The 20,793-nt window shown below is 50.6% G+C and carries 20 protein-coding genes, 1 tRNA gene and 3 pseudogenes; 6 read left to right on the top strand and 18 right to left on the bottom strand.

Annotated features, from left to right (window positions below; genetic code table 11):
- Positions 1-18 precede the first annotated feature (18 nt).
- The 6 genes from citE to GJ746_RS09430 all read right to left on the bottom strand — a co-directional run bounded on the left by citE (position 19) and on the right by GJ746_RS09430 (position 5,708).
- Entirely contained in the window at positions 19-894 is an 876-nt protein-coding gene (gene citE / locus GJ746_RS09455; protein WP_154682676.1) for a citrate (pro-3S)-lyase subunit beta, read from the bottom strand.
- Positions 894-1,184 carry a citrate lyase acyl carrier protein gene (gene citD / locus GJ746_RS09450; protein ID WP_154679963.1) on the bottom strand — a complete coding sequence of 97 codons (291 nt, stop codon included), beginning with the start codon at positions 1,182-1,184 and terminating at the stop codon, positions 894-896. Before citD ends, citE begins: the two co-directional genes overlap by 1 nt.
- A 24-nt stretch (positions 1,185-1,208) precedes the next feature.
- On the bottom strand, positions 1,209-2,282 hold the full coding sequence (gene citC, locus GJ746_RS09445) for a [citrate (pro-3S)-lyase] ligase (RefSeq protein WP_154679962.1): 1,074 nt from the start codon (positions 2,280-2,282) through the stop codon (positions 1,209-1,211).
- Between the two features lie 60 nt (positions 2,283-2,342).
- Positions 2,343-3,206, bottom strand: a complete 864-nt coding sequence (locus tag GJ746_RS09440) for a fumarylacetoacetate hydrolase family protein (RefSeq protein ID WP_154679961.1) — start codon at positions 3,204-3,206, stop codon at positions 2,343-2,345.
- Positions 3,207-3,286: 80 nt separating this feature from the next.
- A complete protein-coding gene (locus GJ746_RS09435) occupies positions 3,287-4,525 on the bottom strand; it encodes an MFS transporter (RefSeq protein WP_154679960.1) in 1,239 nt (412 codons plus the stop codon).
- 94 nt (positions 4,526-4,619) lie between these two features.
- Positions 4,620-5,708 carry a 4-oxalomesaconate tautomerase gene (locus tag GJ746_RS09430; protein ID WP_154679959.1) on the bottom strand — a complete coding sequence of 363 codons (1,089 nt, stop codon included), beginning with the start codon at positions 5,706-5,708 and terminating at the stop codon, positions 4,620-4,622.
- 159 nt (positions 5,709-5,867) lie between these two features.
- Between GJ746_RS09430 and GJ746_RS09425 the strand changes: the two genes are divergently transcribed.
- The gene (locus GJ746_RS09425; RefSeq protein WP_154679958.1) at positions 5,868-6,794 is read left to right on the top strand and encodes a LysR family transcriptional regulator; all 927 of its coding nucleotides are present in this window, start codon (positions 5,868-5,870) and stop codon (positions 6,792-6,794) included.
- Between the two features lie 84 nt (positions 6,795-6,878).
- Here the strand turns inward: GJ746_RS09425 and GJ746_RS09420 are convergent, their stop codons facing one another.
- The 5 genes and pseudogenes from GJ746_RS09420 to GJ746_RS09400 all read right to left on the bottom strand — a co-directional run bounded on the left by GJ746_RS09420 (position 6,879) and on the right by GJ746_RS09400 (position 12,602).
- Entirely contained in the window at positions 6,879-8,057 is a 1,179-nt protein-coding gene (locus tag GJ746_RS09420; RefSeq protein ID WP_154679957.1) for a MalY/PatB family protein, read from the bottom strand.
- Between the two features lie 12 nt (positions 8,058-8,069).
- Positions 8,070-9,521, bottom strand: coding sequence for a Na+/H+ antiporter NhaC (nhaC, locus tag GJ746_RS09415; RefSeq protein WP_154679956.1), 1,452 nt, complete (start codon positions 9,519-9,521; stop codon positions 8,070-8,072).
- Positions 9,522-9,661: 140 nt separating this feature from the next.
- Positions 9,662-10,672 (bottom strand): LacI family DNA-binding transcriptional regulator, encoded by a 1,011-nt coding sequence (locus GJ746_RS09410; protein ID WP_154679955.1) that lies wholly within the window; start codon positions 10,670-10,672, stop codon positions 9,662-9,664.
- A 465-nt stretch (positions 10,673-11,137) separates the two neighbouring features.
- Complete coding sequence (locus GJ746_RS09405; protein ID WP_154679954.1) at positions 11,138-11,467, bottom strand: hypothetical protein; 330 nt, start codon at positions 11,465-11,467, stop codon at positions 11,138-11,140.
- A 23-nt stretch (positions 11,468-11,490) separates the two neighbouring features.
- Positions 11,491-12,602 (bottom strand): annotated as a pseudogene (locus GJ746_RS09400) (IS3 family transposase).
- A gap of 38 nt (positions 12,603-12,640) precedes the next feature.
- Between GJ746_RS09400 and GJ746_RS25605 the strand changes: the two are divergent.
- Positions 12,641-12,964: pseudogene (locus tag GJ746_RS25605) on the top strand (class II fructose-bisphosphate aldolase); the annotation flags it as partial.
- Positions 12,965-13,141: 177 nt separating this feature from the next.
- Here GJ746_RS25605 and GJ746_RS09390 read toward each other — a convergent pair.
- Both GJ746_RS09390 and GJ746_RS09385 read right to left on the bottom strand, forming a co-directional pair.
- A tRNA-Ser gene (locus GJ746_RS09390) sits at positions 13,142-13,229 on the bottom strand.
- A gap of 143 nt (positions 13,230-13,372) precedes the next feature.
- Positions 13,373-15,001 (bottom strand): ABC transporter substrate-binding protein, encoded by a 1,629-nt coding sequence (locus GJ746_RS09385; protein ID WP_154679953.1) that lies wholly within the window; start codon positions 14,999-15,001, stop codon positions 13,373-13,375.
- 267 nt (positions 15,002-15,268) lie between these two features.
- Here GJ746_RS09385 and yccA point away from each other — a divergent pair, with 267 nt between their 5' ends.
- On the top strand, positions 15,269-15,928 hold the full coding sequence (yccA, locus tag GJ746_RS09380) for an FtsH protease modulator YccA (protein ID WP_154679952.1): 660 nt from the start codon (positions 15,269-15,271) through the stop codon (positions 15,926-15,928).
- Positions 15,929-16,016: 88 nt separating this feature from the next.
- Complete coding sequence (gene tusE / locus GJ746_RS09375) at positions 16,017-16,346, top strand: sulfurtransferase TusE (protein WP_154679951.1); 330 nt, start codon at positions 16,017-16,019, stop codon at positions 16,344-16,346.
- On the opposite strand, the gene yccX is transcribed toward tusE, so the two are convergent.
- The 4 genes and pseudogenes from yccX to GJ746_RS09355 all read right to left on the bottom strand — a co-directional run bounded on the left by yccX (position 16,343) and on the right by GJ746_RS09355 (position 18,228).
- Positions 16,343-16,624 (bottom strand): acylphosphatase, encoded by a 282-nt coding sequence (gene yccX, locus GJ746_RS09370; protein ID WP_004131057.1) that lies wholly within the window; start codon positions 16,622-16,624, stop codon positions 16,343-16,345. The two genes, tusE and yccX, sit on opposite strands and share 4 nt — an antisense overlap.
- 51 nt (positions 16,625-16,675) lie before the next feature.
- Positions 16,676-17,464 (bottom strand): annotated as a pseudogene (locus GJ746_RS09365) (helix-turn-helix transcriptional regulator).
- Between the two features lie 16 nt (positions 17,465-17,480).
- A complete protein-coding gene (locus GJ746_RS09360) occupies positions 17,481-18,035 on the bottom strand; it encodes a YbhB/YbcL family Raf kinase inhibitor-like protein (protein ID WP_154679950.1) in 555 nt (184 codons plus the stop codon).
- Positions 17,962-18,228, bottom strand: a complete 267-nt coding sequence (locus GJ746_RS09355; RefSeq protein ID WP_154679949.1) for a hypothetical protein — start codon at positions 18,226-18,228, stop codon at positions 17,962-17,964. The genes GJ746_RS09360 and GJ746_RS09355 overlap by 74 nt, the downstream gene beginning before the upstream one ends.
- Before the next feature lie 25 nt (positions 18,229-18,253).
- Here GJ746_RS09355 and rlmI point away from each other — a divergent pair, with 25 nt between their 5' ends.
- Positions 18,254-19,429 carry a 23S rRNA (cytosine(1962)-C(5))-methyltransferase RlmI gene (gene rlmI / locus GJ746_RS09350; RefSeq protein WP_195908852.1) on the top strand — a complete coding sequence of 392 codons (1,176 nt, stop codon included), beginning with the start codon at positions 18,254-18,256 and terminating at the stop codon, positions 19,427-19,429.
- 60 nt (positions 19,430-19,489) lie between these two features.
- Positions 19,490-19,807 (top strand): heat shock protein HspQ, encoded by a 318-nt coding sequence (hspQ, locus tag GJ746_RS09345; protein WP_154679947.1) that lies wholly within the window; start codon positions 19,490-19,492, stop codon positions 19,805-19,807.
- Positions 19,808-19,843: 36 nt separating this feature from the next.
- On the opposite strand, the gene GJ746_RS09340 is transcribed toward hspQ, so the two are convergent.
- Positions 19,844-20,776, bottom strand: a complete 933-nt coding sequence (locus GJ746_RS09340; RefSeq protein WP_154679946.1) for a peptidase — start codon at positions 20,774-20,776, stop codon at positions 19,844-19,846.
- Between the last annotated feature and the right edge of the window lie 17 nt (positions 20,777-20,793).

Raw genomic sequence — 20,793 nt, 5'->3', positions numbered from 1 at the left:
CTAAAGGCTGAATAGAGATTACTGACGAATGCCGGAGGCATTTTTACGTTCAATAACCACCCGGGCATGGTTGATGATCGGCGCGTCGATCATTTTGCCGTTCAGTGAAATCACCCCAAGTCCGCTGCGCTCTCCTTCTTCAGCCGCGGCAATAACACGCTCTGCGTAATCAACTTCTTCCTGGGTGGGCGCATAGGCATTATGTAAAATCTCTATCTGCCGTGGATTAATAAGCGATTTGCCGTTAAAGCCCATACGTTTAATCAAATCCACTTCTTTTAAAAAGCCTGCTTCATCATTAATGTCGGCATACACCACATCGAACGCATCAATACCAGCCCCGCGGGCCGCGTGTAATACCGCACAGCGCGCATAAAATAGTTCGGTACCGTCTCCGCGTTCCGTTTGCATATCCATTACGTAATCGAAAGCCGCCAGCGCAATACCCATCAGGCGTTCAGATGACCTGGCGATAGCGACGGCGTTAATGACGCCCACCGCCGACTCAATTGCCGCCATTAGCTGTGTAGATCCAACCGGCCGACCGCAGCTCTCTTCAATACGGACAATTTCACGCTCAAGCTGATAAATATCTTCCGGGGTATCGGTTTTGGGTAAACGGATAACATCCACGCCGGCGCGCACTGCCGCTTCGAGATCTTTTAAGCCAAACGGTGTACTCAGCGGATTAATCCTGACAACAGTTTCGATATCTTTATACATAGGATGCTGTAGAGCATGAAAAACCAGCAGCCGTGCACTATCTTTCTCTTTTAAGGAGACCGCATCTTCCAGGTCAAACATAATTGAGTCGGGTTTATAAATAAACGCCGTGGACAGCATGGCGGCGCTTGAACCCGGCAAAAAAAGCATACTGCGACGTAATTTCTTCATCATAATTTTTCCCACGCAATTTCGTTGCTGTCCGTTCCCCGGAGAATCGCAGCCTGAATTCTGGCGCGGATAACACAATCCAGCGCACCCTTATCCTCAACAATAATCTGGCCCTGTGTGATATTTAATGCGGCAAGAGTTTCATTCACCACCGCAGTAATCTGTTCACCAAATTGTTTGTACACTTCGCTGTTGATAGTGATATCGAGTCCATCATCATATGGGCTGACTTTGACCACCAGGTCGCTGGATTCCAGCGTCCCGGCAATTGCCGCTTTTAATATTTTCATATAAACTTCCTGAACAATTATTTATTAAGCATCGGCCATATCTAAATCTGGCTGCTTAGATTGATTCGCTGATAACCATGTATATAAGTAAGGCATGGTACTGGCTGGCACCATACATTTAACCGCCGGAAGATCTTCTTTACTTAATAAGCGCCTGACCGCCGAGGCGGATATCGGTAAATTATTACTATCGGTCATCCTCTGAATCTCGTTAACCTTGATACTGGCCGCCGGTATTGTCATCTCATCCTCCAGCCAGTGATGCATTGCGCAATTATATTGCGCGGTCACTTTACAGAATGGCTCCGTACCTACAAAACGCTGATTAATATTTAAGGCCGGTGCGATGTAACGCCGGAACATAATCAAATCTATTGCAGCATACACCTCATTAATGATCTGTTTTTCTTTGAGAAAGTAACCGGGAAACGTTCCGCGGGAAATAATATATTTTGAGCCGGGATGAACCGTGATATTAGGTATATGCCGCGACCCATCCTGAACCATGGCAAACCGCTGCCGAAAAGAAAACGTGGACAGATCCTCTTCGACGACAAAGACATGCAGCCAGTCGCATGCTTTTGCGGCCTGCTCAATGAGATACTGATGCCCCAATGTAAAAGGATTTGCATTCATCACAATCCCGCCAACATTCTCGGCCGTTACCAAATGCTGGCTCCGCAGCTGCCGGCAGTAACGATGGATGCCGACGGGCGAATTCTCCATCAGGGTTGCCTGATTATCGAGGGTGACCAAAGGATAAAATCCGCATCCCTGGAATGATCGAACATTATCCGGACAAGTCAGGAGAAATAGCTGATGTTCACCGTTCTGAATAGCCTGTAGCTCCGCTTCATGAATTATTTTCAGGCCTAAGGCTGTCCCGCGCCATTCTCTCGCAACCGCAATGCATTTTAACGTATTACCCGCAAGCCCGGCGCAGGCTACCAGCTGCCGATTGCAACGTGCGACAACGAACTGTTCAATGTCATCGTCAATGCCTAATCCATTATTCTGCAGAAAGAGAGCTATTTCGTTTCTGCAGGTACCGTTGCTAGTTTCAACCTTCTCGAACTCTAGCGTTTGGTCGGTGTACATCTTGTTTCTCCTGCCCATACCTGAATGGGCGTCAAATAATCTTGTCCGGGTCCGCGGAGACTATGACATCTGCAATTCGTGCTGAGGTTTTGATTCCACAATCGTATTCATGAGATGCCCAATCTTTTCGATAACCACCTCGACCCGATCGCCTTCGTGCATAAAGAGAGGCGGTGTTCTTTTTTTACCGACACCGCCTGGGGAGCCGGTAATAATGACATCGCCAGCGCTCAGCGAAGTGAAAGTACTGATATAGCTAATCAGATCGGCGACTTTATGGATCATGCTGGCCGTCGAATCGTTCTGAACCATAATGCCGTTCAAATAAGTTTGAATAGACAAGCGGTGTGGATCGGGTATTTCGTCAACGGTAGTCAGGCAGGGACCAAATGCCCCCGTCTGACGCCAGTTTTTACCCGCGGTAAACCACGCATGCTGCCAGTCGCGCACCGAGCCATCCATGTAGCAGCTATAGCCGGCAACATGGCTCAGAGCAGCGCTGGCGTCGATATTCATACCCGGTTTGCCAATAATAACGGCCAGTTCGCCTTCGTAATCAAACTCATCGGATAAGGCAGGTTTTAATATCGGCGTTGCGTGGCCCGTTTGCGAGTCAGGAAAACGTACGAACAGGGTCGGTGCATCGTTGGTTTCTGAAAATTCTTTTCTTTTTTCCGCATAATTCATACCGACGCAGAAAATCTTTCCTGGGTTTTCAATAACCGGTAAAAAAGTAATATCGGCTAACATGATATCGACCGGATAATTAATATATTGTGCGGCAATATCGATGGCGCCCCACTGCAGTAGATCTTTCAGCGTACTATATTGATGACCAATTTTCCCACCCAGGTCGATAATGCCTGCATCAGTCAAAATCCCATAACTTTTACGACCATGATGAACATAGCTTGCTAATTTCATGATGACACCTTACTAACATTTAATTTCTTTCCTCACGCCATTGGGAATGACGTGAGTTATTTTCTTAGACACTAATTGGCTTAAGACTCTACCGGTACCATTGCTTTTCTTTCGCTGGAAGATAAATACGTTGCGACACCCGCACCTACAGCCAGTAGCGCGATAATGAATCCCGTCATACCCTGCCAGCCCATCGAGTGGAAAACAAATCCGTTAACGAAACCGATAACTGAACCACCCATGTAGTAGAAGAACAGATACAGCGCGACGGCCTGACCACGTGCATGTGCGGCATTTTTACTCACCCAACTTAATCCAATTGAGTGGCAACCAAAGAAACAACCCGTAAAAATGACCGCACCGATAATAAATGTGACTACGTTAGAAGTTAAAGTCAGCAACATCCCCACCGCCATTAACACGAACAGTATACGCAGAACGTTCATACTGCCGTATTTTGCCGAAAGGCGACCCGCCTGAGGCGCAGTGAAGAAGCTTAAGGCAAAGCTAAAGGACAGCAGGCCTGCGTTCGCTGGTGAAATATGGAAGGGTTCTCCTTTGAGGAAGAAAGCCAGGTAATTATAGAGAGAAGTAAACACACCAAAGATGATGAAGCTAATTACAAACGCCAGCGCCAGCTTTTTGTTTTTAAAATGGGATGCTGCACCTTTTACCACACGAAGAACGTTAAGATTTTGCGTTGGTTTAAAGTTCCGGGATGCCGGGAGTAAAAAGTTAACCAGCACAGCGACTAAAATCAGGCTGGCGGCAAAACCATAGAATATGGTGTTTATCGAGATATGGTCGATCAGCTGGCTGGCAATAATACGCCCGGACATCCCGCCCATAGAATTACCAAAGACAAAGTATCCGGTGACTACCCCAGCGACAACCGGAGCGACTTCTTCACTGATATAGGCGGTTGCAGCAGCGGCAATCCCGCTGAGAGCAAGGCCAATAACCGCACGTAAAGCCACCAGCATTGCCCAGGATTCGACTAGTGGACAGAGCATTGTCAGCAGTCCGCCTAATAACAGCGAAACAATAATTAATTTTTTTCTTCCGTAATGATCGGATAGCGTCCCGGTGAATAATAAGCCGACTGCCAGCAGCGCCGTTTCTGCGGAGAGAATGATACTAACCTGGCTGACCGGTACATCATATTCGACTGCAAGAACGGGTAACAGAGGTTGAATAAAAAACAGAGAGGCTAACTCGGCAAGGCCGGATAAAGCCAGAGCCAGGATAATCCGAATATAATTACCGACTTTGACGGGAGCAGAGTTTAGCTGATTATCTTTAGTATGGGTTATAGCCATAAAATCCTCGACATTATTTTTTTAGGTACAGAGTTGTATAGCGATTACAAGCTAGAGGACATCAATTTTTCACAGCTTTAATGATATAAAATATTTATAATTCCTCCGCAAAAGCATAATCCGGGACACATACGGTACCTTCGAATAGTTTTCGGGAAGTTCTAATTACCGCGGCGCGTGTTTTCTCAATATCATTCCCCTCTTTGAGCAAAGATACCGAAATTTTTCCGCTTGGATGTTCAATATTAATAATATTGGTATAAGGAGCCTTAGGCCGATCGGCCACAATTTTATAAGCAACCGATCCTTCAATTATCGTTGCGGTTGATATACCGATAGAGCCGGTAATCGCCAGCGATTTATGACAGGTATGAGGCATAAAATAGCGGACTCTGATGGTTCCTCCTGCGCCGGGTTTGCTCAGCAGCACCGGTTTAGGAATAACTTTATCGGCAACGTCTCCCAGCCCCATTTTCGCCCCGGCCTTACGCCGGATGGCTTCCAGTTTATCCATGAATACTCTGTCCGCATCCAGCTCCGCCGGTGATTCATCCCCTGTTTTACCCATCAGCTCCGCCTTAATCAGCACCATCGGCATAGCCATATCGATGCAGGTAACTTCCACGTCATCAATCACATCTGTCACGTTACCGGTTGGCAGCAGTTTCCCCGTTTTACAACCCGCCGAGTTGAGAAAGGTCAGGCCAATCGGCGCGGCATAACCGGGAACACCGTCAATGTGCGTATCGCCTTCATAATTGACATAAAAGTTCGGCGTTTGTACTTCGGCATCAACCAGCGTACCGGTATTCAGGTTACGGATACGCACGGTCGTCACCGGGCTTTGTGCCTTAACAAGGCCTTTTTCAATCGCAAAGGGCCCTACCGCGCAGAGCATATTACCGCAGTTAGGAGTGGTATCGACACGGCGCTCGTTAACCATTACCTGCACAAACAAATAGTCGACATCAGCATCAGGACTATCTGATGGGCTAACGATAGCAACCTTACTGGTTTGAGGACTACCGCCGCCAATACCATCAATTTCAAGTTCATGGCCCGCGCCCATCAGGCCCAGCAGTACGGCATCGCGTTCCTCAATTTTCGTCGGTAAATCACTGGCTAGTATCACCGGGCCTTTCGAAGTACCACCACGCATCAGTACACAAGGAATCTTTAACATTTTCTTTCTCGTTTCACGCATTGATAAGAGCGAAGTCAGGATTCCACAGCAGGATAAATAATGCTAATGCCAAAAAAACCAACCATTAATACGTTTTGCGTATTAATAGCGGTTCAGTTAGTGTGCATACATTGCGTACTATGACCGGAGTGAAATCTTATGCTGCAGGACCTTCAGGGTATACAAGCTTTTGTTAAAATTGCAGAAATCGGATGCTTCACAAGAGCTTCACATTTTCTTCACACATCCCAGCCGGCCTTAACTCGTCGCATAAAAAAACTGGAAGAGCAGCTGGGAGCCACGCTGTTTGAACGAACGACCCGAAACATTAAGCTGACGGCCGTAGGCAGGGAATTTTTACCTAAGGCCAAGAATTTAATAGATTTTTATGAAAGTTCGATTCTGAGTATTAAAGAAATGGCAACCCATCAGAGCGGCGTTGTCACCTTGTCCTGTCTGCCCACCGCCGCATTCTATTTTCTCCCCTCGGTCATCAGGGACTATAACAATCACTATCCAAATATCCGTATCCGAATCCTCGAACACAGCGCCAGCGACTGCCTTGAGGCGGTACTAAACGGCGACGCAGATTTCGGCATAAATATGATAAACATCACACATCCTAATATTGATTTTTCACCGCTGGTCAACGAGCCATTCGTATTAGCCTGCCGACGAGACCACGAACTGGCGCAGAAATCACTGATCTTGTGGGAAGATTTGGCCAACTTCAGGCTGATTGGCGTAAGGCGTTCAAGCGGCAACCGCTCCTTGATAGATCAAGCGCTGGAGACGGTAAACTGGAAGCCAAATTGGTTTTATGAAGTCAGACATCTCTCGACATCGCTCGGTATGGTTGAGGCTGGCCTTGGCGTTGCGGTGGTCCCAAGCCTGGCAATGCCGACCGATGAGCATCACATTCTTGTCAGTCGCCCGCTGGTTGAGCCCGTTATTCGTCGCACGCTGGGACTCGTACTACGCAGAGAAACGACCCTGAGCCCTGCGGCGGAAAAGTTCAGAGAGATGCTGCTGCAGCTGTGGTCCCAGGACACAAACAGCCCGTGGATTGGCAAATTTACCCGTTAGATAGTTGCCAGGGGCGCCAGCGACAGCTTGCCTCTTGTCACTGGCGGCTTTTTTCGCACACGCCATCGCGGGAGTAAATAGCCTTTAAGCGGTAAAAGCTATCCGTTTCAATCCCTCCAGCGCTTTTTCAAGGTATACACGGGGACATCCCAGATTCAGGCGGATAAATCCGCTGCCGGCCGAACCAAAGCTATTCCCCATTGAAGGCGCAATACCAGCAACGTCAACCATAACCCATTTGAGCTGCTCATCACTCAGCGCCAGCCGTTTGCAATCTATCCATAACAGATACGTTCCCTGGGCAGGGATAATCCTGGCCCACGGGAGGTATTCAGCAGCCTGTTGAATAAACCAACGTCGATTCTCCGCCAGGTAATCAAGCAGTTCATCCAGCCAGGGAGCGCCATTTTGCCACGCCGCAATGCTCGACTCGATTGACAGAGCATTAAAAACATCCAGCCCATGAGCATCGAGGCGGCGTAAAAATTGGTCGCGCAGCGCGGATGCCGGAATAAGAAAATTCGCAATACGTAAAGTAGATAAACCGAAGGTTTTACTGGCAGAGGTGGCCGATATGACGCGTGAGTGCCAGCGCTCTCCCAGATGTAAAACCGAGGTGAAATTTTCTCCCGGCAGCAATAAATCGGCCCAGATTTCATCGGAAATTAAAATAACATCATACTTTTCGCACAATGCAAGCAGCTCGCTGAGCTCCTGAGCAGACCAACAGCGGCCGGTTGGATTATGCGGATTACATAAAATCATTAGCGGCGGGCGTTCGGTACGAAATAGCGTTTCCAGATGGGCGAGATCCATGCGGTAACCGATTTCGGGCTCCTCAGATAATGGATTTTCCAGCAATCGTCTGTCGTTGAGCGAGATGATTTTTGCAAAGGAGCCATAATATGGCCCCTGAACCACCACGCCTTCACCTGCGCGGCTGAGCATCTGCACCAGCAGAGATAATCCCGGAACTACCCCTTCTATACTGCATATCCACTGTTGTTTGATCGCCAACTGATGACGGGTTGAAAACCATGAAATCAGGGAGTCAAAGTAAATTTGCGGCCGTTCGCTGTAACCAAAAATACCGTGCTCAATGCGCTGAATTAAGGCCGTCTGGACCGCTGGCGGGCAGGTAAAGTCAAAGTCAGAAACCCACATCGGCAACAGTTCATTCGCCCCTTCGCCAAAATAGCGCGTCATAAAGTCCCATTTCAGCGAACCTGTATGGTGGCGATCAATAATTCTATTAAAGTCCATCGAGTTCCTTTCCTATTCTGTGGCCGTTAAATTGTTTTCTTTTCCTGCCGCCGGGGATGTTTTCGCAATGCCAATTCCGGTAAAACCAAAAAATAAGGCAAAGAAGATAGCCGCATAACATTGAACCGCCCACGGCAGTAAATCCAGCGTACTCACTCCCAGCGTCGTTGCCATATATACCCCGGCAGAGGTCCAGGGTAATAAGGGCTCAATAACGGTGCCCGCGTCTTCAATAGTTCGTGATAGATTTTTAGTATCCAGCCCCATGCGACGATAGGCATCTTTAAACAATTCAGCCGGTACCAGCAGAGCCAGTTTACCGTCGCTGGTTGCGCCGGTAACAAGGATGGTGGTGCCAATTGTCGCGGCAATTAACTGGCCGACGCTGTGAATGACCGTCAGCAGGCGGTTGATAATAATGCTGAGCGCCCCGGTTAACGTTAATGCCCCGGCAAAAGAGAACGCGCAAAATACCAGAAGAATGGTGCCCATCATGGAAAACATGCCGCCACGGTTAAGCAGGCGTGGAACATCAGCAATAATGCCTTCCCCTCCTTGTGGGAACATACTGATGTTAAAACCATCAATAAAAGCATCCAGACCCTGCTTGACGCTGAGCCCCTGCATAACCACGCCGAGAACCAGCGCTAATACGCAAGCGCTGAGCATTAAAGGAATCACCGGTTTTTTGCGAATCGCGCCCCACAGAACGATAACGGGCGGCAAAATCAGTACGATATTAAAGTGGTACAGCGACTCCAGCGCGTTCACAATATCGGTGACCCGCTGCGGCGTAGCCACCTCGCCCAGCATAGTACTGTGACCGGCAATAAGATAAACCACTGCGGCAAGCAGAAAGCTGGGGATCGTCGTCCATAATAAGTGCTGAATATGCTCGAAGAGCGTGGTATCTGCGACAATGGCAGCGAAGTTGGTCGAGTCTGACAGCGGCGAAATTTTATCGCCGAAGTAAGCGCCGGAAACCACCGCTCCGGCCGCCGCCGCCAGGGATACGTCCAGCCCGGCGGCCACCCCCATCAGCGCAACGCCAACGGTTCCCGCCGATCCCCACGAAGTACCGGTACATACCGAAACCACGCTGGTTAAAAAGAAGGCGGCGATAAGAATGTACTCAGGGCTGATTAATTTTAGCCCCCAGTACACCATATAAGGAATAGTGCCGCTGAACATCCACGTCCCTATTAATGCCCCGACGCAGATAAGAATCATAATAACCGGCATCGCTTTAGCAAGTTTATCCACTACCGAGCTAATGATGTCTTCCCACGTAAAACCCTGCCACCAGGCTAGTCCAGCGGCAATGGCTGCCGAACAGAGTAACAACGGTTCAATACGCAACCCCATGATGCCGTAGCCAATAATTAACAGCAGCAGCATCGCCAGAATAGGGATGGTAGCCAGAGCAAATGAGAGTGTTTTTTTCTGATTTTGAGAGGCATTCATAGATAGAACTCCAGTCTGTGAGGTGGTTCCAGAGTAGAGAACCCCCTTTTGCCTGACTGTGATCGTCAATTTGCCTTCATGTAAGCGATTACATGAGCGCGTTAAAATTGAAATAGATCACATTACTGCGCCTTGACGACTTAATTAGTGAGTTCTGGAGGAAAAACGGAATCACGGATCACCAGTTCCGCAGTGAAATTATTCATGCAGGGCTGCTGGGTTGCGCCTTTAAACAGTTGAATCGCCAACTGTGAAGCGCAACGCGCCATGCGCTCAACCGGATAGTGCATCGTTGTCAGTGCCGGATAGAGATAGCGCGCCATCACCACATCATCAAAGCCGACGATTGAAAGCTGCTGCGGTAGCGTAATGCCTTTTTGATGCAGGATGCGCATGATACCGGCGGCCATAACGTCATTGAACGTTACCGCCGCAGTAAAAGGAATACCACAGTTAAGAAGCTGATGCGCTGCGCGCTCGCCCCCTTCCTCATTAAAGGGGACGCTAATTACCCAGTTCTTATCAGGCGTTATGCCGTATTCCGCCAGCGCCTGACGATAGCCATCCAGCCGCTCGCGGCGATCGATAATAGGTAAATCGCTCGTCACGCAGGCAATACAGCGATGCCCTTGTTCCAGCAAATGAAGCGTTGCCTTTTTTGCCGCATCACAGTTTTCCAGCCATACGCAACGATTAGCCATCCCGGCAATATAGCGATTTACCACGATCATCGCCGGAAAATGCGCCGCATAGCGCAGGAGCTCCTTTTCAGACAATCTGCTCGCATGAACCACAATCGCCTCGCAGCCCTGGTTTATCAGAAAATCGAGCCCGGCTTTCTCCATGCCTTCATCATGACCGCCGCTGCACACCATTAAGCGGAACTGTTCCTGGCGTGAGACTTCCTCGACGCCGCGAGCAAGGCGAGCAAAAAAAGGATCGGCAAGATTACCGGTTAATAATCCGAGCATGTCACCGCTGCGTTTCGCCAGCGCAATGGCGGCAGCATTACGATGATAATTCAGTTCACGCATCGCTTTTTCTACTCGCTCACGCGTCACCGGCTCAACCCATGCTGTTTGATTGATCACTCGTGAAACGGTGGCAGTTGAAACTCCCGCTAATAATGCCACATCCTTTATGGTCGACATTTTTCCCTCCTTGTCTTGAGGATTTAGATTTTACTGATAGTCACTTTTGGTGGTAGTGAATATATTTATCTCTCCTGCCTTTTTTCACTGTCTATAAGATAATAACTCTACATCCATCGGTTTGCACAGCACCAACAATTTAGCCTTAGCTTCAGTTAAGCTTATCTACTATTTGTGAAGGAATTGCATCAAGAATTAACAAATAAAACATTATAATAATATAGCCTACCAACTTTACTATTTGTGGATTCTCTTCTTTTCTCTCAGGGACAATTTATTACATACTCCCGGGAATAATGATCCATCCACTCTGTTACCTGCTGTTCATTATGATGGTTCACATAAGCTCATCACCGGGTATTTCCCTCTGTCATCCGAACCACTAAAACTAACGTCATTAAGGCGCCCACTTATCTTCTAAGGAGCGGATAATGAAAGTGCTAAGTAAAAGACAAATATCATTAATCAATCATTTAGCGCAGACGAGATGTTGAAGCCATAAACTTTTTTTACTGATAAAGGTAACTCGATACTTAGTAAACCAGGATTGGGTTTGAAACTTGATGCTAACAGCGTCGTCTCACTGCCTGTCTCCTCTGGAGATAAGCAGATAGTGAACATACTGAAAAGCAAAAGGCGGGTGGATATTGCGATCGATTTGTTAACACACTCGCCGACACCGTTATCTATCAGCTTTTTATCTGAGAAGTATTTCCTTAGCCGCTCTTCTATTGTGGAAGATTTAAACAAGGTTGAAAGATGGTTAGATTGTTTTTCTCTGGTGGTGATTGGCACATCGCCTTGTAAGCACACCCGCTTTAGTTCCACGCACTTTTTGAGATTTCCGGGTTTTCGGCCATCAGCCGGTACTCTTCCGGCGTTAGATTATTCAGGGATTCATGAGGCCGCTCACTGTTATATTCAGCCAGCCAGCGCTCTGTGATTTCCCGCGCTTCATTCAGGGTCCTGAACAGATAAAAATCCAGGATTTCTGTCCGGTACGTCCGGTTGAAGCGCTCAATAAACGCATTCTGCGTAGGTTTACCCGGCCTGATAAATTCCAGCATCACCCCGTGTTCCTCCGCCCACTGCGCCAGAGCCAGCGATACCAGTTCTGGCCCGTTATCCATTCGCATCTTCAGTGGGTATCCGCGATTCGCCACTATCCTCTCGAGCACTCTCACGACTCGCTGCGCCGGGATATTCAGGTCGATTTCTATTGCGAGAGCCTCGTGGTTAAAGTCATCCACCACATTGAAGGTCCGGAAGCGTCTGCCACACACCAGCGCGTCGTGCATAAAATCGATGGACCAGCTCTGATTAAGTGCCTCAGGTGTTGCCAGTGGCGTAGGGTTTCGTACCGACAGACGCTGCTTGCCTTTGCGGCGAAAATTCAGTTTCAGCAGGCAGTAAATCCGGTGAACACGCTTATGATTCCAGGCGTTACCCTGCCTGCGCAGCACCTGAAACAGTTTCTTAAAACCTTATCGCGGATAGCGTTCTGCCAGTTCAGTCAACGCCAGGATCACCGGTTCATCGCGCCGGGTATCGGGCTGATAAAAATACACCGTCCTGCTCAGCGATAATGTCCTGCACGCCTGGCGGACGCTCATGGCAAACTGTGCCGTCAGATAGCTGACGAGCTCCCGCTTTACCGCTGGTTTTAAAGCTTTTTTTCGATAACGTCTTTCAGTGCCCGACATTCAAGGCTGAGATCGGCAAACATCTGCTTCAGACGACGATTTTCGTCCTCAAGATCTTTTATTTTTTTGATATCAGCGGCTTCAATCCCACCATATTTCGCCTTCCAGTTGTAGTAGCTGGCTTCCGAAATAGCGGCCTCGCGACACACATCTTTGACGGTCCTGCCAGCTTCGACGGACTTCAGGACGGCGATGATCTGGTGCTCGGTGAAACGGATCTTACGCATAGCGATCTCCTCAGGGGACATATTCAGTATGTCGGAAGATCTCTAAAAGTGAATGGTCCGGTTTCCCGGGATACTTACAGCCTGGCTTATATCCTGCCGGAAAGCAGCCAAAGCTGGATATCGAAAGGCTGAAATCTATTAAACAGCGGTTGAGCATTCCTCTGGTTCTCAATGGTGGTTCGGGTAACAAAGATGCGGAGGTCGCTGAATCTATCCAGAATGGGATCGGGAAAATCAATAACTCCAGCGACATGAAGAACGCGTTTTTCGTTGCGCTTGAAGGAGGGATAAAGTCCGGAAACTACGAACCTAATGCTCTATTTGTCAAACCGATGGAGGCCACAGAAGCCATTGTGGCTCACAAGATGCATCTGTACCCTCTCTTGATCCCTCACTTCTTGAAAAACAGGCATAAAAAAACCCGCTCAGGCGGGCTTTTTTTGGGCTTGAACCTCAAAATATACCAAGTGAATATACCAAGAGTATACCAACACCCCAAAGCAACAAGGGGTTACCTTTCGGTAACCCCTTGTTTTATTTGGCGGAAGCGTAGAGATTCGAACTCTAGAACCCTTTCGGGTCGCCGGTTTTCAAGACCGGTGCCTTCAACCGCTCGGCCACGCTTCCGGTATGGGGCGCACTATAAACACCTCCGTTGAGGCTGTAAAGCACCAATTTGTTCAACCGCCTTAAAAATAAACAAAAACGCGTTATTCGTCTGAAAATCAGGCAGCTTGCGCAGTTTTTCAGCGCAAACTACCCTCTCCGCGTTAATGTTTTTTAATATACATATCTTTGGTGTAGTAGTACCCCAGCTTATCCGGCGTAAATCCGCCTACCCATGGCTTAACCAGATGGGTGCGAACATAGTGATAGACCGGAATAGCCGGAACGTCCTGGCCAAGCAAATCTTCCGCCTGCTGGTAGAACTTACCCCGTGTTGCGGTATCAGGCGCTTTTGCCGCGTTGCGCAGCGCCTCATCGTAGGCTGGATTACTGTACTGGCTGGTGTTTTCACTATCTCCGGTGCGGAAGGTGTTGAGAAACGTCGCGGCGTCGTCATAGTCGGCAATCCACGCGTAGCGCACGACGTCAAAATTATGCGTATGCATGGTATCGAGCATGGTCTTCCACTCCTGGTTTTGCAGCTTAGCCTCAACGCCAAGATTCTTTTTCCACATTGAGCTGGCGGCGATGGCAATTCGCTGGTGCGATTCGGAAGTGTTGTAGAGCAAATTAAATACCAGCGGATGAGCCTCGTTAAATCCGGCCTCATTTAGTAGCTTTTGCGCCTCGGCGATACGCTTTTCGCGCGGCCAGCTGGCGTACTCGGGATTTTGCAGTTTTACACCGCCAACATCAGGCTGGCTGATTAGCCAGGCCGGACGCTGTCCCTGCCCCATGACCTTCTCCGCGATAATATCCTTATCAAGAGCCATATTCAGCGCGCGCCGCACCCGCGGGTCGTTAAACGGTGGCCGGGTGGTATTGAATTCGTAATAGTACGTTGCCAGCTGCGGCGAAACATCCAGCTGCTCGCCCATGGTTTTTTTGAGCTGAGAAAACTGGTTAATCGGTACGGTATAAACGATATCGATCTCGCCGGCTTTATAACGGTTCACATCGGCAGCTTCCGAGCTTATCGGCAAATAGGTCACCTTATTAATAACGGTATGCGCATCGTCCCAGTAACGGGGATTACGCTCGGCCACAATCCGCTCGTTGACTACCCATTGTGAAATCTTATAAGGCCCGCTGGCTACCATATGTTCCGGTTTGGTCCATTTGTCGCCATAGCGCGATATCAGCACTTTATCGAGCGGCACCAGGGACGGGTGTGCCAGCATTGCCAGAAATGCTGCATTTGGCTGATTTAAGGTCACCTCGAGAGTCATATCATCAAGCGCTTTGACTCCCAGCGTCTCGGGCGCTTTGTTCCCCTGCGCTATTTCTGCACCATTGACGATATGCATATTGCCGGGATAGCTCGCATAAGGAGACGCCGTACCGGGTGACACCAGCCGCTGCCAGCTCCACACGATATCCTGCGCGGTAATCGCCGTACCGTCGGACCAGGTCACCCCGGGACGCAAATGGAAGGTCCAAACGGTGTTGTCTTTATTCAGCCACGTCTCCGCCAGCCGGGGCTGAATCTCTCCTGACGGCGAAACGCTGATTAGCCCTTCGAAAAGGTCGCTGATAATATTGAATTCAACATCGCTTTCCACTTTATGCGGATCCAACGATGAGGGTTCGTTACCGTTATTTCTGACTAACTCCTGTTTATCTGCCAGTACCGTTCCCGGCGGCACCTGAGCGGCCAGAGCGGGCGTGACTATCGAGAACAGGCCGACGGCCAGCAGCATGCGTGTGATGTGATTATATTTTTGTGATTTCATATCCCTTGCCTTTGTTACGCTTCGTTTGTACCCTCTCCAGACTTAGTCACAGAATGGCTATAACGCAATATTTTTCAGTTAGTTATCAGATTTCGATCTGGCTTCGGAAAGTGAACACATAAACATGCTATTTATTTGCCGTTTTCTGGAATGATATGCTGAATTAAGCCGAATGACTTTGAGTAAAGATGGGTAAAAGCACTATGGCTTCGGCTCTGGTTTTTTTATGCTTCGTTATTAATTACATCTGTCATAAGAGAGTGACTCATGGATCGTATAATTACATCGTCGCGTGACCGTTCATCGCTGCTCAGCACGCACAAAGTTCTGCGGAACACCTATTTCCTGCTTAGCCTGACGCTGGCATTTTCTGCCATTACGGCAACGGCCAGCACGGTGCTGATGCTGCCTTCTCCGGGTCTGATTCTGACGCTGGTCGGTATGTACGGGCTGATGTTCCTGACCTATAAAACAGCGAATAAGCCAACCGGCATTCTGTCAGCATTCGCCTTTACCGGCTTCCTTGGCTATATCCTGGGGCCAATACTAAACGCATATCTGTCTGCCGGCATGGGCGATCTCATTGGGCTGGCGCTGGGCGGTACCGCGCTGGTGTTCTTCTGCTGCTCGGCCTACGTCCTGACTACGCGTAAGGATATGTCCTTCCTCGGCGGTATGCTGATGGCGGGCATTGTCGTCGTGCTTATCGGCATGGTCGCGAACATTTTCCTCCAGCTGCCGGCCCTGCATCTGGCCATCAGCGCGGTGTTTATCCTGATTTCTTCCGGCGCTATCCTGTTTGAGACCAGCAACATCATTCGCGGCGGTGAAACCAACTACATCCGCGCGACCGTCAGCCTGTACGTCTCGCTGTACAACATCTTCGTCAGCCTGCTGAGCATTCTTGGCTTCGCCAGCAAAGACTAACCCTCTCCAGGCTTGAACTAAGGCCCCGCTTATGCGGGGCCTTATTTTTTGCTACACTGCCGCCATTTTCAGCGGTATATGAAGAATTATGTTTATCTTTGAAGGCAATGAAATAGAGACCGATAGCGAAGGCTATCTGAAGGATACCACGCAGTGGAACGAGGCGATGGCGGCCGTTATCGCTGAGCAGGAGGGCATCAGCCTGTCCGTTGAGCACTGGGAAGTAGTGCGCTTTGTGCGCGACTTTTATCTGGAATTCAACACCTCTCCGGCGATCCGCATGCTGGTGAAAGCCATGGCGAATAAGTTCGGTGAAGAAAAAGGCAACAGCCGTTATCTTTACCGCCTGTTTCCGAAAGGCCCGGCTAAGCAGGCGACAAAAATCGCCGGTCTGCCTAAACCGGTCAAATGCATCTAATACAGAATAGCGAATTTCTGCCACTCTCTGGTGGGTTGGTGGGGCTCGGTCAGCACCCTGTCAACCCGCGCGCTGCGTGGCCCACCGGCTTTCAACCAGGCTATCAGCTTTTCCACCTGTTCCGCTTCTCCGCAGGCCAGAACCTCCACGCCGCCGTCGTCAAGATTGCGCGCATATCCCGTTAATCCAAGCTGCAGCGCCTCGCGCTGGGTCGAATAGCGAAACCCGACGCCCTGAACCGAACCGTATACCCACGCCATCGTGCAAACCGTTGCCATGTTCTCTCTCCTTTCTGGATAGCCACTTAACACAGAGGATAGCAAATTCTTCTAGCGTACATGTTTTGGTAATAATCCATAGTGCTGACGAAAACGCGCGGTAAAACGCGATCCGGACTGATAGCCGCTGTCATGCGCAATCTCACCAATGGGTCGTGACGTCGACTGTAATTGCCCCAGAGCGTAGGCCATCCGAACCTCTTCCACTATCTGGCGAAAGCTGCGCGACTCCTGCTGTAAACGACGGCGCAGGGTTGATTCGCCAAGAAACAGCATCTTAGCAACTTTCGCCACGCTCCAGGACTCTGAAGGCGACAGCATGATAATTTGCCGGACCTGGCCGGTTAAGTCCTCCCGCCGTTCGTGAAGCAGCGGCCCGGCGTATCCGGCCTGGTACAATGCCAGCAGCAGCCCCATCGCCTGATGCTGCTGTAACTGGGCGGAAAGCCCTCCGCGTACCGCCTGCAGGACGTTCTGCCACATAAACGTCAGTTCCGGGGCCAGCGGCGCGCAGAGTGACGTCAGACGCCCGGTCTGCGGCTCTTTCATATAGAGAGCCTTAAAATCCGCCAGCAGTTCAGGTGTTAATGAAAGCAGATCGGAGCAAAACAGCCCGTTCTACGGCTGATTAATCACTTCAAGCTCAACATCGGCAGGCAAAATAATCAGCTGCTGCGGGGTCGCCAGCATTTGGCTGGCCCCCTGCACGATGACCTTACTGCCGCGATTGACCCGGCAGAGCGCGGGCGAGAACAGCGTGACGCGGTGCAGTTTGCATAAACGCCGGGTGGTGATTTCCGCCGCCGTTAAAGCATTATGATGAAAATGAATGTTCCGCATCAGACTGTCCCTATTTTTAGCGTCCAGCCAGCGCCGTTATCTGCGCGCTGGCAATAGCATGGCTATGTAACATATATCCGACTAACGCCCCGCTGGCCTGAGCGTCGACAGGCAGCGTCGGGGTATCCAGCGCCCACACCGTAAAGTGATAGCGATGAGGCTTATCCCCGGCTGGCGGACACGCGCCGCCAAAACCAGCATACCCGTAATCATTACGCCCCTGTACCGCTCCGGCAGGCAATTTAGGGTTATTTTTGTCTCCGGCGCCAGCGGCTAAGCTGGTCACCTGACTGGCAATATTCACCACCGTCCAGTGCCACCAGCCGCTGCCGGTAGGCGCATCCGGATCATAAGCGGTCACCGCGAAGCTGCGGGTGCCCTCAGGAGCATTTTTCCACGCGATCTGCGGTGAGATATTCCCGCCGGTACAGCCAAAGCCGCCAAACCAGTGCGTCTGCGCCATAGGCTGGCCTTCGTGGATATCCGAACTGCTCACGCTAAACGGCGCGGCAATCGCCGTTCCGCTCATCATTACCATCACCGCCGCGGCGAATTTCAATCCTGTTTTCATTGTATTTTCCTCCATTGAGTGAGGAAATACTGTAAGATCCTGGCGTGATTTTTATTGTGCCAAAGCGCCTGCGTTTTGTGCCGAAACGCTCACCTGTCAATACCGGTGGAATGGTGCTTGCCTCAGCCACTTGTGCTAACCTACGCGCCATTTTTTCGGTGCCGACATTCCCGTTGCTTAAAGGTAGCCCCATGACAGACTCCATTTTCCCCCGCTTAGTGTTAACCAAAGGACGCGAGAAATCTCTGCTGCGTCGCCATCCGTGGATTTTCTCCGGGGCCGTCGCCCGGATGGAAGGTAAAGCCCGTTCAGGTGAGACCATCGATATCGTTGATTCACAGGGAAAATGGCTGGCCCGCGGGGCGTATTCGCCCGCTTCGCAGATCCGCGCCCGCGTCTGGAGCTTCGATCGCGATGAAGCTATCGATAACGCCTTTTTCGAGCGTCGCCTGCAGCAGGCTCAGAGCTGGCGTGAGTGGCTGGCGGCCCGCGACGGGCTGGATAGCTATCGCCTGATTGCCGGTGAGTCCGACGGATTGCCGGGCGTTACCATCGACCGTTTTGGCGACTTTTTTGTGCTGCAGCTGCTGAGCGCCGGTGCCGAATACCAGCGCGCGTCGATTATCAGCGCGCTGCAAACGCTATTCCCGGAGTGCTCAATCTACGATCGTAGCGACGTGGCGGTGCGTAAAAAAGAGGGACTGGAGCTGGCGCAGGGGCCGGTCGTCGGCAAGCTGCCGCCTGCCCTGCTGCCGATTACCGAGCACGGTATGCAGCTACTGGTGGATATTCAGGGCGGCCATAAAACCGGCTATTACCTTGACCAGCGCGACAGCCGTCTGGCGACGCGTCGCTATGTGACGGATAAGCGCGTGCTGAACTGCTTCTCCTACACCGGCGGTTTTGCCATTTCCGCGCTGATGGGCGGTTGCAGCCAGGTTGTCAGCGTCGATACTTCGCAGGAAGCGCTGGACGTTGCCAGACAGAACGTTGAACTGAACAAGCTGGACTTATCCAAAGCGGAGTTTATTCGTGATGACGTTTTTAAGCTGCTGCGTAAATATCGCGACTCCGGCGAGAAGTTTGACGTTATCGTGATGGATCCACCGAAGTTTGTTGAAAACAAAAGCCAGCTGATGGGCGCATGCCGCGGTTATAAAGACATCAATATGCTGGCGATTCAGCTTCTGAATCCCGGCGGCGTACTGCTGACCTTCTCCTGCTCTGGCCTGATGACTACCGATTTATTTCAGAAAATCATTGCCGATGCCGCCCTGGATGCCGGACGTGATGTACAATTTATAGAACAGTTCCGTCAGGCTGCCGATCACCCGGTGATAGCAACCTACCCGGAAGGGCTGTATCTGAAAGGGTTTGCTTGCCGCATTATGTAACTTGAAAAGTGGAGAATCGGCCCGCATATAGCAGGTAATCATGTATCCCAGGAGGTGCTTATGATAGCCAGCAAATTCGGTATCGGCCAACAAGTTCGCCACACGCTTCTGGGCTACCTGGGCGTGATTGTTGATGTCGATCCAGAGTACTCGCTCACGGAGCCGGAAGAGGACGAAATCGCCGCCAACGACGAGCTGCGTCTTGCGCCCTGGTATCATGTGGTGATGGAAGATGATGATGGCCAGCCGATTCACACTTATCTTGCAGAAGCGCAGCTGAGCAGCGAAGCCAGCGATGAGCATCCAGAGCAACCGTCGATGGACGAGCTGGCGCGAACCATTCGCCAGCAGCTGCAGGCTCCCAGATTGCGTAACTAATCTCAAAAACCCGCGTTGCGGGTTTTTTATTGCCCTTTATCTCTGCGCGGCATTTGCCAGCGCCTGGCAAATCAGACTATTGAATTGCCCGTCACGCTGCTGTCGTTCGCTCCAGCGGGTGTTTGCCCGCTTCATTTCGCGTGAAATCCCCTCGCTGGTAAGCGCAAGCTGCTGAAAAAATGGCGCCAGCATCGCACCGCCGGGCAAAACCTGAGTTTTAAACACCGGGCTCCCGTCAGCGTAACGGTACGTCAGCGCTTTTTCAGGCAGTACTGTTGGCGCAAAATACTGCTGCGCATAGCTGGCCCAGAAGTTCGCCGCCCCATAGCCGCGCGAGAAATTACTTTCACAGCCGGAAGGCTCAGCCAGCGGCGAAATTCTTTTCTCCGGGGGTCTGAAGGCATTTTCCATCCAGCGCGCCATTCCCTCCAGGTACCATCTCTGTTTAAACACCGCGTAACCATATTGATACAGATGGAAAAGCTCATGTGCAGGGGTAATTTTTCGTGCGGGCTGCAGCGCGGCGTTAAGCACAATTTTTAAGCCACAGGGTAGTGCCGTTCCGTCGCTCATGGTTTCTGCCGCCACCCGGTCAAAGGCCAGGCCGTGACCTTTAGGCAGGGTAAGCAGATAAATATTTATCTGCTGGGCTTGGGCATAAATTTTCTGCTCCAGCGGCGAGCGCAGGCCCAGCAGCGTGGTATAGAGATATTTCGCCGCCTGGAACTGGCTGCCAGTCTCTTTAATCACATCCGGAACGCCGTCGCCGGTACTGTCCTGCGGATATTGCAGGGCATCCTTACCCTGTAAGCTGTAATAAATATGAAAATCATCGACGACGTGCTCCTTCTCCAGGCGATGCTCATGCAGCAGAGAGCCGGGAACGCAGCGGGAGACCTGCACCACATCGCGCGCCAGAAGCGGCGAACAGCAGCAGGATGCCAGCAGTAGCGCGATGATTCGCCTCATCCCCCCTCCTGGTAGCC

The organism is Klebsiella oxytoca, from assembly GCF_009707385.1.
In the GTDB taxonomy this organism is placed as follows: Bacteria; Pseudomonadota; Gammaproteobacteria; order Enterobacterales; family Enterobacteriaceae; genus Klebsiella; species Klebsiella oxytoca_C.
Note: the sequence above shows the minus strand (reverse complement) of the source record. Positions and strands in the feature narration are given on the sequence as shown.